17 protein-coding genes are annotated in these 16675 nt (G+C 34.3%); 16 read left to right on the top strand and 1 reads right to left on the bottom strand.

Annotated elements, in window-relative coordinates; translation table 11 throughout:
- Nucleotides 1-56: 56 nt before the first annotated feature.
- From A4F88_RS09800 to A4F88_RS09775, 6 genes are all read left to right on the top strand, one after another.
- Nucleotides 57-794: a GNAT family N-acetyltransferase gene (locus A4F88_RS09800; RefSeq protein WP_068842431.1), complete on the top strand. Its 738-nt coding sequence runs from the start codon at nucleotides 57-59 to the stop codon at nucleotides 792-794.
- Between the two features lie 596 nt (nucleotides 795-1390).
- Nucleotides 1391-1771: a DoxX family protein gene (locus tag A4F88_RS09795; RefSeq protein WP_068842430.1), complete on the top strand. Its 381-nt coding sequence runs from the start codon at nucleotides 1391-1393 to the stop codon at nucleotides 1769-1771.
- 11 nt (nucleotides 1772-1782) lie between these two features.
- Nucleotides 1783-1992, top strand: a complete 210-nt coding sequence (locus A4F88_RS09790) for a hypothetical protein (protein WP_068842429.1) — start codon at nucleotides 1783-1785, stop codon at nucleotides 1990-1992.
- 77 nt (nucleotides 1993-2069) lie between these two features.
- The gene (locus A4F88_RS09785; RefSeq protein ID WP_068842428.1) at nucleotides 2070-2465 is read left to right on the top strand and encodes a VOC family protein; all 396 of its coding nucleotides are present in this window, start codon (nucleotides 2070-2072) and stop codon (nucleotides 2463-2465) included.
- 5 nt (nucleotides 2466-2470) lie between these two features.
- On the top strand, nucleotides 2471-2977 hold the full coding sequence (locus A4F88_RS09780) for a DinB family protein (RefSeq protein WP_068842427.1): 507 nt from the start codon (nucleotides 2471-2473) through the stop codon (nucleotides 2975-2977).
- A 3-nt stretch (nucleotides 2978-2980) separates the two neighbouring features.
- A complete protein-coding gene (locus A4F88_RS09775) occupies nucleotides 2981-3448 on the top strand; it encodes a DUF1440 domain-containing protein (protein ID WP_068842426.1) in 468 nt (155 codons plus the stop codon).
- 102 nt (nucleotides 3449-3550) lie between these two features.
- Here the strand turns inward: A4F88_RS09775 and A4F88_RS09770 are convergent, their stop codons facing one another.
- Nucleotides 3551-3712, bottom strand: coding sequence for a DUF1328 family protein (locus A4F88_RS09770; protein ID WP_068842425.1), 162 nt, complete (start codon nucleotides 3710-3712; stop codon nucleotides 3551-3553).
- 265 nt (nucleotides 3713-3977) lie between these two features.
- On the opposite strand from A4F88_RS09770, the gene A4F88_RS09765 reads away from it, so the two are divergent.
- The 10 genes from A4F88_RS09765 (at nucleotide 3978) to A4F88_RS09720 (ending at nucleotide 16573) form a co-directional block, all read left to right on the top strand.
- Nucleotides 3978-5057, top strand: coding sequence for a glycoside hydrolase family 130 protein (locus tag A4F88_RS09765; protein WP_068842654.1), 1080 nt, complete (start codon nucleotides 3978-3980; stop codon nucleotides 5055-5057).
- Nucleotides 5038-7311 carry a glycosyltransferase gene (locus tag A4F88_RS09760; protein WP_068842424.1) on the top strand — a complete coding sequence of 758 codons (2274 nt, stop codon included), beginning with the start codon at nucleotides 5038-5040 and terminating at the stop codon, nucleotides 7309-7311. The genes A4F88_RS09765 and A4F88_RS09760 overlap by 20 nt, the downstream gene beginning before the upstream one ends.
- A 204-nt stretch (nucleotides 7312-7515) precedes the next feature.
- Nucleotides 7516-8076 carry a TetR/AcrR family transcriptional regulator gene (locus A4F88_RS09755; RefSeq protein ID WP_082815740.1) on the top strand — a complete coding sequence of 187 codons (561 nt, stop codon included), beginning with the start codon at nucleotides 7516-7518 and terminating at the stop codon, nucleotides 8074-8076.
- A complete protein-coding gene (fabF, locus tag A4F88_RS09750) occupies nucleotides 8073-9317 on the top strand; it encodes a beta-ketoacyl-ACP synthase II (protein WP_068842422.1) in 1245 nt (414 codons plus the stop codon). Before A4F88_RS09755 ends, fabF begins: the two co-directional genes overlap by 4 nt.
- Nucleotides 9318-9616: 299 nt before the next feature.
- Nucleotides 9617-10375: an MlaE family ABC transporter permease gene (locus A4F88_RS09745; protein ID WP_068842421.1), complete on the top strand. Its 759-nt coding sequence runs from the start codon at nucleotides 9617-9619 to the stop codon at nucleotides 10373-10375.
- A 1-nt stretch (nucleotide 10376) separates the two neighbouring features.
- The gene (locus A4F88_RS09740) at nucleotides 10377-11156 is read left to right on the top strand and encodes an ABC transporter ATP-binding protein (protein ID WP_068842420.1); all 780 of its coding nucleotides are present in this window, start codon (nucleotides 10377-10379) and stop codon (nucleotides 11154-11156) included.
- A 25-nt stretch (nucleotides 11157-11181) separates the two neighbouring features.
- Nucleotides 11182-12045: an MlaD family protein gene (locus tag A4F88_RS09735; RefSeq protein WP_068842419.1), complete on the top strand. Its 864-nt coding sequence runs from the start codon at nucleotides 11182-11184 to the stop codon at nucleotides 12043-12045.
- Between the two features lie 18 nt (nucleotides 12046-12063).
- A complete protein-coding gene (locus A4F88_RS09730) occupies nucleotides 12064-14877 on the top strand; it encodes an AsmA family protein (protein ID WP_068842418.1) in 2814 nt (937 codons plus the stop codon).
- Between the two features lie 11 nt (nucleotides 14878-14888).
- Nucleotides 14889-15377, top strand: coding sequence for a low affinity iron permease family protein (locus tag A4F88_RS09725; protein WP_068842417.1), 489 nt, complete (start codon nucleotides 14889-14891; stop codon nucleotides 15375-15377).
- Nucleotides 15374-16573 carry an NAD(P)/FAD-dependent oxidoreductase gene (locus A4F88_RS09720; protein ID WP_068842416.1) on the top strand — a complete coding sequence of 400 codons (1200 nt, stop codon included), beginning with the start codon at nucleotides 15374-15376 and terminating at the stop codon, nucleotides 16571-16573. The genes A4F88_RS09725 and A4F88_RS09720 overlap by 4 nt, the downstream gene beginning before the upstream one ends.
- Nucleotides 16574-16675 lie beyond the last annotated feature (102 nt).

Genomic DNA, 16675 nt, shown 5'->3' with positions numbered 1-16675 from the left:
AGGTTTTCCTGAAACAGTCGGTTTATCTTTGTCTGTATATTAAAGTCTTTATTAAAATGAAAAATATAAACCTCATCAAAGATAATATTGATAATCTTACCGGTTTGTGGAAAACCGTTGGTACTCCTTTCCTATCCTATCATACTACTAATACTTTTGAATACTGCAAAATAGAAAATTCTGGCTGGCCAAATAAATTGTGGCTACGGGAAGATATTACAAAAAATCATCTGCTAAATGTTGTCAGAACCATGCAAACCAATCCGGATTTGGTTTTACCTTACTTTGATATCTTCGAATCAAAAGCTTATGAAATACTGGATGCATATGGTTTTGCATTAAAAACAGAACAAGTGGCAATGGTTTTGAAACTGGATCAAAAATTTGCTTTGCAAAACAATCTGACCTTCAAACGTGTTTTGAATCATGAAGACGCTACAATATGGGCTAATTTATACCCAAATGCTTTTGGATATGTAATCAGTAAAGAAATCCTGATTCACAATCATAATAATGTTCATTTTTATTTGGTGTCTTTAGACGAAAAGCCAATTGGAACGTTTATGCTTTTCCAAACCGGAAAAACAATCGGAATTCACGGCGTTGGTGTAATTCCGGAAATGCGCAGAAAAGGTTTTGCCGAGGAAATCATGAAGTTTGCTCTTAATCTTTCTATAGATTTAAATGCTGAATATGCACAATTACAAGCTTCTGCAATGGGAAAAGACATATACACGAGATTAGGTTTTCAGGATTTGTTTGTGATTAAGAATTATGTTTTGAGCGCTGAATAATAGGACACAGATAACACGGATTATAACGGATTTTTATCTTATTTTTTGTGCTGACGAGCGAAGTCGAAACGGCTTCGTGGTAAAAGGTCTTCGACTCCGCTCAGACTGACAATTGTAACTTCTATACAATGAATTAACCTCATTTTGTTCTGCTGAGCGAAGTCGAAACGGCTTCGTGTTAAAAGGTCTTCGACTCCGCTCAGACTGACAACTATAACTTCTACATAATAAATTAACCTCATTTTTGTGCTGCTGAGAGAAGTCGAAGCATTCAACACAATCTTGTCATCCCGAGGAACGAGGGATCTTCGCAATAAACTCTGTAATCAGCATCGATAATCTTTGTGGAGCTCCTAACGAAGATCCCTCGTTCCTCGGGAAGACAAACTGTATCTTAAGTTCCAAACGAACAACAAACAACAAACAACAAACAACAAACAACCAACAACTAACATTTAACATTTAACATCTAACAACTAACATCTAACAAACTTGTCGGAAATGCCCCTAAAATAGTCGGAAATATGTGTTTTATGAAAAGTAAAGAATAGTACATTTGTAATACATTAACTGATAACTATTTAAAAACAAACCACATGAAAAAAGCAAAAATTATTTTTTGGATTACAACTATTATTATTTTCCTGTTTGAAGGTGTTATGCCGGCTTTAACTTCTCAGACAGAACTTGCTAAAGAAGGAATCAAACATTTAGGCTATCCGGAATATTTTGGGGTTGCCCTGGTTATTTTCAAAATCTTAGGTGTTCTGGCATTAGTTATTCCGCAGGTTCCTAAAAATGTAAAAGAATGGGCTTATGCCGGTTTTGGTTTTGATTTTATCTTTGCTTCAATAAGTCATTTTTCGGTTGACGGAATTAACTTTCAGGGATTCTTTCCATTAATCTTTTTAGTGATCCTGGCTATTTCTTATATCTATTATCATAAAATAGAGCGATACAAAAATATCGCTTTGTAAACTTTTTAAAGATGATAGAGGTTTTTAAAACAAATGTTCAGGAAGTCGATCAGTCTATCATGATTGTGGGAAAGCTTCTTGAACATTTCCCAAACAGTGCTATCAATTTTGATCTTGAAGATTGCGACAAAATTTTGCGCATTCATGCTGCTTCGATTTCGAATTATAAAATTATAGAAATCCTGAACTCACATGGATTTCATTGCGAAGCACTTCCGTAAAACTACATTTAACTGGTTTACAAAACATTATAATAAATGTTGTAATTTTGAGATACTAACTTCAAAAAACCTCAAAAATGAATTTACCAGCAGAACATCAGACTATAATGCCTTATTTAATTCTTCAGGGCGCGTCGCAATTCATCGATTTTACAAAAAATGTTTTTGGAGCCTCGCAAACTCATTCAAAAGCCCTGCGGGAAGACGGGACGATAATTCATGCCGAAATTACTTTAAACGGAAGTACCATAATGGTTACTGATGTGACTCAGGACTGGTCAAAGCAAACCGCCAACTTGTTTGTTTATGTTCCTAATGCAGACAAAACGTATTTAAAAGCATTAGAAAACGGAGCAGTTTCTTTAATGGGATTAAGCAATCAGGAATACGGCAGAACATGCGGTGTTACAGATCCGTTTGGTAATGTCTGGTGGATAACTTCTGTCAACCAATCCAATAGTAATTTAAATTAACCACTATGAGAAATGAGCTTAAGATAGAAATCAAAAATACGTTTGATAAATTATATCAAACTCTTTCACTTTTTACTGAAAGTGAAATTAATGCGATTCCGTTTGAAGGAAGCTGGACTTCCGGACAGGTTGCCAGACACATTATCAAGGCTACGTCTGGTTTAAAACAAATTTGTGATTCTAACACTAAAAAACTGGCTGGAAATCCTCAGGAAAAAGTTCCGGCAATCATCAAAATTTTTCTGGACTTTAGTACAAAAATGAATTCACCTGAGTTTATTTACCCTGAAGCAAAAGATTATGACAAGGAAGCTCTTTTGGCAACAATAAAACAAATCGAAAATGAACTGCTTGATATAGCCGAAAATTATGATTTAGCATTAACCTGCATGGAATTTGAAATGCCCGGTTTTGGCTATTTAACCATTTATGAACTCATTAGTTTTTCTGTGGTGCATACAAAGAGACATATTTATCAATTACAAAATATTTATAAAGCAATAAGAAATTAAAAGATGAGATCTAAAACTAAAACTATTTTACGCTCCGGACTTGTTGCCGGAACATTTGATGTTACTGCTGCAATTGTCGTTTACGCAGTAATTCTGCAAAAAACTACCGGAATAAAAATTCTACAATCAATAGCAAGTGCTATTTTTAAAAAAGATGCCTACGATGGCGGTTTACCAATGGCTTTTTGCGGTTTGGTTTTTCATTATCTAATTGCGCTTAGTTTTGCCTGGTTTTATTTTATCATTTATCCTTACTTGCCCTTTCTTAAAAAAAATGCCATAATTTCTGGTTTCTTATATGGAATTTTTGTCTGGGTTATCATGAACCTGATTGTATTACCAATTGCATTTCCGGTTTTACCTGAAAAACATTTAGATTTTCCGCTATTCTTATCCATGCTGATTTTAATGTTCTGCATCGGGCTTCCTATTGCCTTTATTACCAGAAATTATTATGCTAATCCAAAATAGTTTTAACTTAACGTTTACAACCTGAATCTTAAAAACTGAAACAAAAAAAGCAGCCTCTGATTTATAATCAGAGGCTGCTTTTTTATTTATACGAATTTATTGCTAAACTTTTGTTCTTCCGGTTATTAATGAAATAATAAAGAGAACGATAAATATAAAGAATAAAACTTTTGCAATACTGGCGGCTCCGGCAGCAATACCTCCAAAACCAAAAATTCCTGCTATTATAGCCAGAATTATAAATGTAACTGTCCATCGTAACATAATCTTGTTCTTTAAGTTTGTAAATATGACTTTTTAAAGTCTTTTTGTTTGTTACTCAAAGTTCCTTAAAACATAAAGAATATTTTAACTCAAAAAGTTAAACTTTTAATGCAATACACTACAAATCAACTTTTTGCCGTACTTTTATAATTCCCTCTTTTCATTTACAGAATTCCCATACGAATGCTTTTGAGTTAATTTTTTGATTGATTGGATTAATCCTCCCCTGGTCCTTAAACTAATTTTAGATAAAAATTTCAGAGATATGCAATTAGCCGTAACGCAAAATATACTAGCTACAAAACATGGTGTGATTCTGGAAAAATCAGAACGTTCATTTGAAGAATTAGGAGTTTTAAATCCGGCAATATATCAGGACGGAAATACGGTACATATGTTTTACAGGGCTGCAAAAAGAGGTAACTTTTCGACAATAGGCTATTGTCGTTTTGAAGGTCCCTTAACATTAGTCGAACGTCATACTGAGCCCATTTTTGTACCGGAATATATTTATGAGATCCATGGTGTCGAAGATCCGCGTATTACAAAAATTGATGATACGTTTTATATGACTTATGTTACTTATGACGGTTTGAATGCGTGTGGCGCCATTGCAACCTCAAAAGATTTAAAAGCTTTTAAAAAGAAAGGAATTATCACGCCAAAATTTATTCTGAATGAATTTACTAATTTGATTAGAAAACATTTACAGAATCCATCCATTGCCAAAATTTTGGCTTTTAATATAGAAAGACATTATCCGCTTACTGAAACACTAAAAGACAGTTTGTATGTATGGGATAAAAATGTAGTTCTTTTTCCAAAAAAAATAAACGGAAAATTTGTGGGTTTACATCGTTTGTTTCCTTCTATTCAGATTTTCACTTTTGAGAAAAAGACAGATTTAACAGTGGAGTACTGGAAAGAGTATATGAAAAACCTTCCTGACCACATGGTTATGGAACCCAAATACGAGCATGAAACAAGCCATATTGGCCCGGGTGCTCCGCCCATTGAAACTAAAGAAGGCTGGTTATTGATTTACCATTCTGCAGAACGACGCGAAAAAGGATTGGTTTATCATGCTTCGGCAGTTTTACTGGATCTGGAAAATCCGCAAAAGGTATTAGCCAGATTACCAAAACCAATTATTACACCAGCAGAATATTACGAAAGACACGGTTATGTTAATTATGTAGTTTTTCCAACAGGAACAGCCATATTTAAAGACCAACTATATATTTATTACGGTGCTGCCGATGACAAAATTGCGGTAGCTTCATTGAACCTAAACGACTTATTAACTGAACTTAAACAGAATCCCCATGAAAACGATATCAAATAAATCAAAAATAGTTTTTCTATCTACATTTCCTCCAACTCAATGCGGAATAGCTACTTATACACAGGATACCATAAAAGGAATTACAGATGTTTTTGGTAAATCTATTACTTGTGAAATTTGCGAATTGGTCGACAAACCAAAAGAAAAACCAACACAGGCATTTACTTTAAACACAAGAAATAAAGAAGAATACACAAAAGTAGCCGAAGAAATCAACAATGATAAGTCAGTTAAACTAGTTCATATTCAGCATGAATTTGGGTTATTTGGAGGAAATTATGGAGATTACCTGTTAGATTTTTTAAATGTGATCAAAAAACCTTTGACTTATACGTTTCACAGCGTGATTCCAAATCCGAATCAGGAACTTAAAACATTCGTAAAACTATTGCTTTCTTATAGTAATTCGGTATTTGTAATGACAAATCAATCCAAAGAAATTTTGATCAATGATTACGATATCAAAGAGGAAATTATTACTTGTGTACCACACGGAACGCATATTGTCATTTACGAAACCCCGGATCAGGCAAAACAAAAATTTGATATTCAGGACAGAAAAGTACTTTCAACATTTGGGCTTTTGGGTGAAGGTAAAAATATTGAAACCGGTTTGAGAGCATTGCCAAAAATTATCGAAAAAGATCCTAATGTATTATACCTGATCATTGGCAAAACACACCCCAATTTAATTGTTGACGGCGTTGATGCTTACAGAGATACATTAGAAGCTATTGTTGAAGAATTAAATCTTCAAAACAATGTACGTTTTATCAATAAATATCTCGATACTGATGAACTTTTAGATTATTTAAAAGCTACCGATATTTATTTATTTACTTCAAAAGATCCTAATCAGGCAGTAAGCGGCACTTTTTCGTATGCAATGAGTTGCGCCTGTCCAATCGTAGCATCAAAAATTCCACATACACGAGAAGTATTAACTCCGGATTCAGGAATATTGGTCGATATTGGAAATGTAGATCAGTTTGCCGAAGCGACCATCAAACTACTTTCTGATGATAATTTGAGACGTGAAATGGGCATTAACTCTTTTACCAAAACACGTGCATCATCCTGGGAAAATGTTGCCATTACGCACATGAACACCTATAAAAACCTACTTGATAATCCGGGTGAAATAAAATTCAGCTATCCGGACATTCAGTTAAGACATATCAAAAGACTTACTACAGATTTAGGAATTATTCAATTTAGTAAAATTTCGATTCCTGATTTAGAATCCGGTTATACCTTAGATGATAATGCTCGTGCTTTGATTGCATTTTGCATGCATTACAAACTAACTCAGGACAAAGATGATTTACCCTATATTTTAATTTACCTGGATTTTATCGAACGTTGTCAAAAACCAAAAGGCGATTTTATCAATTATGTCGATCAGGAAAACAGAGAACATATCGAACAAAATGCCGAGGTTAATCTGGAAGATTCAAACGCGAGAGCTATTTGGGCTTTAGGAACTGTGGTTTCAATTGCCAATATCTTACCGGACACTATTTCTAAAAAAGCATCAAAATGCCTGTTACATTCTCTTAAATGGGCAGAAAACATACAATCCCCACGTTCTATAGGTTTTGCAACAAAAGGACTTTATTTATATCATACTGCTGTTCCCAATTTGTATGTGGCTGCCATTATCAATAAACTGAATGCCAAATTGCTTTCTAATTATGAAATTCATGCTTCAAACGACTGGAAATGGTTTGAAAATTATATGACTTACGGAAATGGGGTTTTACCGGAATCTATGCTTTATGCCTATCTGGTTACCAACAAACCTATTTACAAAAAAGTAGCTTTAGACTCGCTCGACTTTTTAATGTCGAAAATGTTTACTGATAAAAACAGCTTCAAAGTTATTTCGAACAATGGCTGGCTGCACAGAGATTCAGAACCACATGAATACGGAGAACAGCCTATTGATGTAGCATACACCATTCAAACCCTAAACTCTTTTTATAAAGCGTTTAACATGCCGGAATACAAACATAAAATGAAAACTGCTTTTAACTGGTTTTTAGGCAAAAATCATCTAAATCAGATTATGTACAATCCGGTAAGCGGCGGTGGTTATGACGGACTTGAAAAAGAAAACGTTAACTTAAATCAGGGTGCCGAATCGACGGTATGTTATTTAACTGCCCGATTGATTATGGAAAACCTGAAATTATCCGAAACCAAAGTAATTCCGTTAATAAAATCCAGAACCGGAGTTGCTATCAACTCTTAATAAACCACACGATTAATACTGACCAAAATGCTATTAAACCCAGAAAATCCCTTTTAACAAAGGGATTTTTTGTTTTTCATTTTTACTACAACTATCAAATTGCAAAGCATTTTAAATCCTTTATTTAATAATTACAATAAAAATAAATAGCAAACAATTTGCCTATCTACTAATAGGTAGTATATTTGTTAAAAATTTATTGCGATGACAACACGAGAAGTAATTATAGATAAAGCAGATCAATTTATAAGAAACAAAGGCTATAACGCTTTTAGCTTTAAAGACATTTCTAATGACATTGGAATTAAAACTGCTTCGATACACTATCATTTTCCAACAAAATCAGATCTTGGTGTAGCTACAATTAAAGAACATATTGCCCGATATGAAGATTTAAAGGCAAAAGTTGCCAATGAATCTCCGTTAACAAAACTTGAATCCTTTTTAGCTGTTCATACACAAATTGAATATGAAAATAAAGTTTGTATTGTGGGCTCACTCGCAACAGATTTAAATACACTGGATGAATCCATAAAAGAGGAATTAAAAATATTTGCTCAGCTGGTTATTACCTGGATAACTGAAATACTAACCGAAGGACTGGAACTAAAAATATTTGATTTTGAAACCTCACCAAGAACAAAAGCATTAATGATCATAACAAATATGGTGGCTATTGTACAACTGTCGAGACTTACAGACAGAAATGATTTTGAAATTGTAAAAGAAACCATATTAACAGAATTAAGACCTAAAAAACAATGAAAAGAGTAGTAATAACAGGATTAGGAGCTGTAACTCCTATTGGAAACAATGTTCAGGAATACTGGCATTCGTTGATTAATGGAGTTAGCGGCGCATCTCAAATAACAAGATTTGATACCACACAATTCAAAACCAAATTTGCCTGCGAGGTTAAAAATTTTGATCCTCAAAATATCTTCGAAAAAAACGAAATTAGAAAATACGATTTGTTTACTCAATATGCTTTGTATGCAACAGACGAGGCTATAAAAAATGCTAATATTGATTTTGATTCCTTAAACAAAAACAGAATTGGAGTTATATGGGGTTCCGGAGATGGTGGTGTTTCTACCTTCGAGGAACAAATAGGAGAATATAAATCAGGCAACGGAATTCCCCGATTTAGTCCGTTTTTCATTCCAAAAAGAATTATCAATATTGCTTCTGGAGCGATCTCAATTAAATATGGACTTCGCGGAATTAATTATACTACAGTTTCTGCCTGTTCTGCCAGTAATACCGCAATCATAGACGCTTTTAACTACATTCGTTGGGGAAAAGCGGATATGATGATAAGCGGAGGCTCTGAAGCTTCGATTACAGCATCTTCTATAGGTGGTTTTAATGCCTCAAAAGCATTGTCTACATTAAATGATGATTATACCAAAGCGTCACGTCCGTTTGATGCTGCAAGAGACGGATTTGTTTTAGGTGAAGGAGCGGGTACCCTGATATTAGAAAGCTATGAACACGCCATAAAAAGAAATGCCGTGATTCTTGCTGAAATTGTTGGAGGCGGATTAGCCGGAGATGCTTATCACTTAACAGCAACACATCCTGATGGTGTAGGTGCAGTTTTAGGAATGGAGCTTGCTCTTGAAGAAGCTGAAATTACACCGGACAAAATTGATTACATTAATGCTCATGCCACTTCTACTCCAACAGGAGATTTAAGTGAACTTAAAGCTATAGAAAAAGTTTTTGGCATTAATCCCAATGCAAATATTAGTGCAACAAAATCAATGACAGGACATTTACTTGGTGGCGCCGGAGCAATTGAGGCAATCGCCTGTATAAAAGCAATTCAGGAAAACATTGTACCTCCTACTATAAACACACAAATTATAGAACAAGACTTTGCAGACAAGTTTAATTTGACTTTGGAAAAAGCACAATCCAGAACAGTTAATTATGCCATGAGTAATACATTTGGCTTTGGCGGACATATTGCAAGCTCCATCTTTAAAAAATTTACAGATTAATTTAGCTACAATCAAACGAAATGTTAAGAAAAACATTGAGTAATGAAAGCTAAAAATAATACCTAATTTTTAAGATCCCTTCTCCGGAAGGGATTTTTTTTGTTTTTAACAATTTGCGCATAACGACGCTTTATTCTAATTATTGTGCTTCATTATGTTAATTATATAAACTTCAAAAAAAGTTGTGTAAGATTTTTTCTTCAGTTCTAAAGTAAATTTAATCATCAGTAATCGAGGAGATCAGAACATCATTAATGAGTTGGTTTTCAAGGATTAGATTTAACTTAAAACCTAGTATTTTGATTCTTACTTTAAAAAATACATTCACAGAAATAGGAAATGCAACCCTGTTTGCAAAACAGTTTTTTAAGGAGTTTTTTGTACCGCCTTATGAGGCAAAAGAGTTTTTGAAACAATGTTATGTTATTGGCTATAAATCCTTGCCTTTGGTTGCTATAACCGGTTTTATTATGGGATTGGTTCTTACGCTTCAGTCAAGACCAACTCTGGTAAAATTTGGTGCCGAATCCTGGTTACCGGGAATGGTGGCACTCTCACTAATCAGAGAAATTGCTCCGGTAATTACCGCTTTGATTTGTGCAGGAAAAATTTCATCCGGAATTGGTGCTGAACTGGGTTCAATGAAAGTAACAGAGCAAATAGATGCTATGGAAGTTTCGGCTATTAATCCTTATAACTATTTGGTGGTAACCCGAATTTTGGCTTGTACTTTAATGGTGCCGTTATTGGTATTTTTTGCTGATGCCATCGGGATTATTGGTGGTTATGTTGGAATTAACATTCACGGAGATGTCAATTTTTATAGATATCTAACCCAAATATTGCAATCTCTTGAATTTCTGGATTTAATTCCCGCTACAATAAAAACATTCTTTTTTGGATTTTTTATCGGAATGATTGGATGTTATAAAGGCTTTAATGCCTCAAACGGAACTGAAAGTGTGGGTAGAGCTGCAAACTCAGCAGTAGTAACGGCATCACTTAGCATTTTTATTATCGATATGGTCGCTGTTCAAATAACCGATTTATTTTTTTAAGATGATTAAGGAAAAACAACATAAAGACACCAAACAAAAAGCCGCAGATAAAACTCCCATAATAGAGATCAGGGATTTGCACAAAACATTTGGCAAAGACAATGAGATTTTAAAAGGCGTAAATCTTACCGTAAACAAAGGCGAAGATTTAGTGATTTTAGGCCGTTCCGGATCAGGAAAATCAGTTACTATAAAATGTATTGTGGGATTAATTGAACCGGACAAAGGCGAAATTAAAGTTTTTAATGAAAATGTACTGAATCTTAAAAAAAGTGAGCTTAACGAAATTAGAGTCCGAATTGGATTTTTATTTCAGAGTGGTGCTTTATACGATTCTATGTCTGTTAGAGAAAATCTGGCTTTTACCTTAAAAAAACACAAACGGGATTTAACTGCTGATGAAGTTGAAAAAGAAGTAATTGAAGCTCTTGACAATGTTGGACTAAGCGATGCTATCGACAAAATGCCATCTGAATTATCAGGCGGAATGCAAAAGAGAATTGGCTTAGCCAGAACTTTAATCTTAAAACCGGAGATTATTTTATATGATGAACCCACAACAGGATTAGACACCATAACATCAAGAGAAATAAGCGAATTAATTCTGGATATTAAACATAAACGCAAAACAACTTCGATCATTATTACACACGATATGGCTTGTGCAAAGCTTACTGCTGACCGAATCATGGTTTTAAAAGACGGAGTAATTCACGCAGAAGGAACATACGAAGAACTGGAAAAAGATGAAGACGAATGGGTTCGTTCTTTTTTTGAATAATACTAAAAACAAATAATTAGAAATCATGGATAAGCAATCTGGATATACTTGGAAATTAGGAATGTTTGTAACAATAGGTTTGTTGCTTTTTATAATGGCAATTTACTTTATCGGAAAACAAAAAAACCTTTTTGGTTCAACATTCAACATCACATCGCAATTTAAAACCGTTAGCGGGTTAGAAGTGGGTAATAATGTTCGTTTTTCAGGAATTAATATCGGAACAGTAGAAGAAATCAGACTTATAAACGATTCTTCTGTAGTGGTTTCAATGGTTATAAAAGATGAAGTACGAAAATTTATCAAAACAGATGCACGCGCCAGTATTGGTTCTGACGGATTAATGGGCGATAAAGTATTAACGATTTCTCCGGGCGTAAAATCAACAAAAGAAATCGAAAACAATGGCAAAATAGCTTCTATTGACGGAATTGAAATGAATGACATCATGAAAAGTGTCAAAAAAAGTGTGGATAATGTTAGTGTAATCTCTGATGAACTTGCCATTTTTAGCCACAGCATGAACAACGGAAATGGTGCGCTTGCAAGATTAGTGCGCGATGACAAAATGGCCAACAGCGTTTCGAATACACTTTCAAATTTAGAATCCGGAACCAAAGGTTTTAGCGATAATATGGAAGCTGCAAAAAGTAATTTTTTGTTTAGAGGTTACTTTAAGAAAAAAGAGAAAGAAAAAGCGAAACAGAAAGAAGAGCTAAAAGAGAAAAAAGAAGAACAACAGGAAAAAGCTGCCAAAGAGAAAGAGGCAAAAGCCAAAGAAGAGAAAGAAAAGCAGGAAAAAGCTAAAGAAGAAAAAGAGAAACAAAAACAGGACAAACAAAAAGAAGAAGATGCTAAAAAAGCTCAGACTGAGAAAGCAAAACAATAACAGATAAAAGCCAGGGATATGAAAACTTCATATAAAAATATAAGCCTTAAAATCCTGAAAGTAACAGGAATAGTAATAGCAAGTATTTTGCTGTTACTATTTTTGATTCCGTTACTTTTTCCGGGAACTGTCGCCTCCGAAGTTAAAAAAATTGCAAATGAACGTTTAGATACAAAATTGGATTTCTCAAAGTCAAGATTATCATTTTTTACTCATTTTCCTTCGCTCACTGTTTCCCTGGATGATATTTCCCTTACCGGTTCAGCACCATTTCGTAATGATACCTTGCTAAAAGCAGATCAGGTTGCTTTTGGAATCAATTTAAAAAGACTGATTTTTGATAATGAAGTAAAGATTAATAAATTATATGTTTCTAAAGCTTTAATCAACATTATGGTGAACCAAAAAGGGCAAGCCAATTACAATATTTATGTTGCACCTGAAGATCGAGATAAAAAACCAAACGATCCCAATGCTCCGGAAGAAGGAACTGCCATTAGACTGGAACGAATTGATCTCGAAGATTGCCATGTAAAATACAATGACCGGTCTGCCAAAATTCTGGTCGACGCCAAAGGATTTAATTATATTGGAAAAGGAAATTTAAGCGAAGACATTTTTGATTTAAATACTGATGCCCGAATAGATAATGTTGATTTTTATTATGACAGAACAGCCTATCTGCGAAAAAAAGAAGTACGAGCTGATTTAATTACCAGAATCAACACACACGCCCTTTCGTTTATTCTTCAGAAAAACGAATTAAGGATTAACAAACTGCCTTTAAAATTTACCGGTTTGTTTACCATACTAAGAGAGGGGTATAAAATCAATATCAAGGCAGCATCAGAAAATACTACTTTAAAAGATTTATTTTCAGTTATGCCTCCGGAATATTTAACCTGGATGGATGAAACCGAAATATCAGGTAAAAGTGATTTGCTTTTTACTTTTAGAGGAAATTATAATGTTTCTAAAAACCAAAAACCGGATTTAGCCTTCAATTTAAAGATTGATAAAGGTGCCATAAATTATCAAAATGCACCTGCTCCGTTAACTGATTTTCAAATGAATCTTAATGCTGTTTTACCTTCGCTTGATATTGAAAAGCTTTTGGTAAACCTTGAAACCTTTAAATTCAAAGTAGGCGAAAAGGATTATTTTACGGCTTATTTACGCAGTAAAGGTTTTAACGAAATGACTGTCGATGCCAGCGTAAAAGGCGCTTTGGACCTTGCTACAGTCGATGCTGCTTTAGGATTAAATACCATTGATCTTAAAGGAATTTTAAAAACCAATATTCAGGCAAAAGGAGTTTTTAGCACTTCGAAAAAGTTATTCCCAAAAACGATTGGCGGAATTTCTCTTCGCGATGGATGGCTTAAAACAGACTCCTATCCTAACCCAATTACCAATATTACCTTTGTTGCGAATGTGCTCAATAAAGCCGGAACTTATCAGGATTTAATTGTTGCTGTTGCTCCGGCATCATTTGTTTTTGAAGGAAATCCAATGTATGTAAATGCAACACTTTCAGACTTTAGTGATTTGGCTTACAATGCTAAAATTAAAGGGGAACTGAATGTAGGCAGAATTTATCAGGTTTTCTCTCAAAAAGGACTTGATGTTACTGGTTATGCAAAAGCTGATCTTTCGCTAAAAGGAAAACAAAGTTATGCGACTAAAGGACAATATGATAAGTTGGATAATCGCGGTACACTTTTGCTAAAAAACATCAAAACAACCTCTGAACTTTTTCCTAAAGCCTTTTTTATCAAACAAGGAAATTTCCGTTTTCAAAATGAAAAAATGTGGTTTGAAAAGTTCAATGCTTCTTACGGGAAATCTGATTTTGATATTAACGGATATTTACTCAATACGATTAATTATTTTCTGGAATCGCACGGAACATTGAGCGGAAACTTTAACATGAAATCAAAACTGATTAATGTTGATGAATTCATGGCACTCAAAAAAGGAGAAAATACAGACCGGAATATTGAGGTAGAATATGCCAAAGAAGATCACCCTAAAATGAGTGGTGTTGTTATTGTACCTAAAAACTTAAATGTTTCTCTAAATGCAAATGCGGATAAAGTAGAATACAACGGACTGGTTTTAAATAAACTTTCCGGAAAAGCAGGCATTGCCAAAACTGGTTTTTATTTAGAAAATGCGACTTTTAGTATCATAGACTGTATTTTAGGAATCGACGCCTCATACAAAGATGAAACACTAACTTCGGCACATTTTGATGCTCACTTTAGAGCCAAAGATTTTAGTGTACAAAGAGCTTACAAGGAAATCCCAATGTTTCATGATATGGTTACGGTAGCCGAAAAAGCCCACGGAATTATCTCTGTCGATTATAAAATAAAAGGCGATTTAAACGGAAACATGGGACCTATTTATGAATCTCTTGAAGGTGGCGGAACGCTAAACCTGCGCGATGTACAAATTAAGGGTTTAAAATTATTTGACGGAATTAGCTCTAAAACCGGACAAAAAGGTCTGGATAATCCGGATATGAAGGGAATCGAAATTAAATCGAATATCGATAATAACTTAATTCATGTGGAGCCTTTTACGTTTAGTGTAGTCGCCTTTAGACCTACTGTGAAAGGAACAACCAGTTTTGACGGATTATTAGATTTAAGAATGCGATTAGGACTTCCGCCTTTTGGAATCATCGGAATCCCGATTGTCATAACCGGCACACATCAGGATCCAAAAATTAAAGTATTTAGTAAAACCGGTAAAAAAATTAACGACGCCATTTACGATGAAGTACACAACAAAGTAATCCGCGAAGAAAAAGTCAGCAAACCATAAATCAAGTTTAAATGAAAACTAAAAAACAAAATAAAAGTAGTGCGTTTGAAAAATTTGCTACTAGTGTCTCAAAAGCTGCGGGAAGCACACCCGCTTTTATTGGTGCTTTTATTATCGTTGTAGCCTGGGCAGTTTCCGGTCCTATTTTCGATTATTCAGAAACCTGGCAATTGGTCATCAATACCGGAACTACAATTATTACCTTTTTGATGGTGTTTTTAATTCAGAAAGCACAGAATAAAGATTCATTAGCAATTCAGCTAAAATTAAACGAATTGGTCGCTTCAAATGAATATTCGAGCAACAGCTTAGTCGATATTGAAAGTATGACTGAAGAAGAAATGATGATTGTTCAGAAATATTATCAAAGACTTAGTTCGCTTGCTAAAAAAGATGAAAGCATCAGAAACTCACATTCTGTTGCCGAAGCGCACGAACAACACGAACGCAAAGACAAAAACAGAACTAAATCGCGCACTCGAAATATCACGAAAAAATGAAACTACGCTCTACCGAAACTTTCTGGCCCCTAAAATATGCTATGAAAAACAGTTATCCCTCTATCGATTCAGATATCACTACCCCGATTCTGATTATTGGTGGCGGAATAACAGGTGCATTGATAGCTTATAAATTAATTACCGAAGGAAAAAAAGCAGTACTTGTTGATCGGCGTGATGTCTGTAACGGAAGTACCGCAGCCAGTACTGCTTTGCTACAATATGAAATTGATCTTTCGCTGCACGAACTCATTAAACTCAGAGGAGAAAAGTGTGCTGTTGACAGTTATAAAAATGGTAAAAAAGCGATTTTTGACTTGCGTCTTATCATTGATACCATAAAAAGTGACTGTAAGTTCGAGTTCAAAAAAAGTATCTATTTTACATCCGTTAAAAAAGATATTCCGTTTTTAAGAAACGAATACAAATGCAGAAAAGAACACGGATTTGATGTAAACTGGCTCGAAAGATGGGATTTGGAAGAAATGGGTTTAAATGCTGTTGCTGCAATCGAATCTACTACTGCTGCTGTTATGGATCCGTTTAAATTAGCGAATGATTTACTGATTTACTGTCAAAAAAAGGGTATGCAAATTCTGGATCGTACCAATATTACTTCGATTCAAAATCAAAAAGGAAAATGTATTGCATATACTGAAAATAAATTTACCATTACAGCAGATCATATTATTCATTGTACAGGATACGAGAGTACCGAAACTCTTGCAGAAAAAGTAGTCGATTTAAAAAGTACTTACGTTATCACTTCTGAAAGTTTACCTGCATTACCAAGTGCTTTTAAAAATGCTATTTTCTGGGATACATCATCTCCGTACTTGTATTTCAGGGCAACTACTGATAACAGAATTATTGCCGGTGGCGGTGATGAAGAATTTAAAGATCCTAAAAAACGTGATAAATTATTACCAAAAAAAGAGCAATTTTTATTACGCCATTTTCATAAAAAATTCCCCAAAATCGATTTTAAACTAGACTATTCCTGGGCTGGAACTTTTGGAGAAACACAAGACGCATTGCCTTATTTTGGCAAACCTGATCCTCATAAAAACGAGCATTATGTTCTGGGTTTTGGAGGAAACGGAATCACTTTTAGCGTTATAGGAATGAATTCGATTTTAGACTCGATTCATAATAAAAAAAATCAGGATTTAGAGTATTATCGATTTGGGCGTTAAAAAAAGCTTTTGCTTTTTTTAAGGTTCAGAGTGGCAAAGGTTCAGAGCAACAAAGTTTTAAAACCTTTGAGCCTTTGCTACTTTGAACCTCTGAGCCTCTTG

The sequence above is a fragment of the Flavobacterium chilense genome (assembly GCF_001602525.1).
Lineage (GTDB): Bacteria > Bacteroidota > Bacteroidia > Flavobacteriales > Flavobacteriaceae > Flavobacterium > Flavobacterium chilense.
This window is presented reverse-complemented; position numbering and strand designations above follow the sequence as displayed.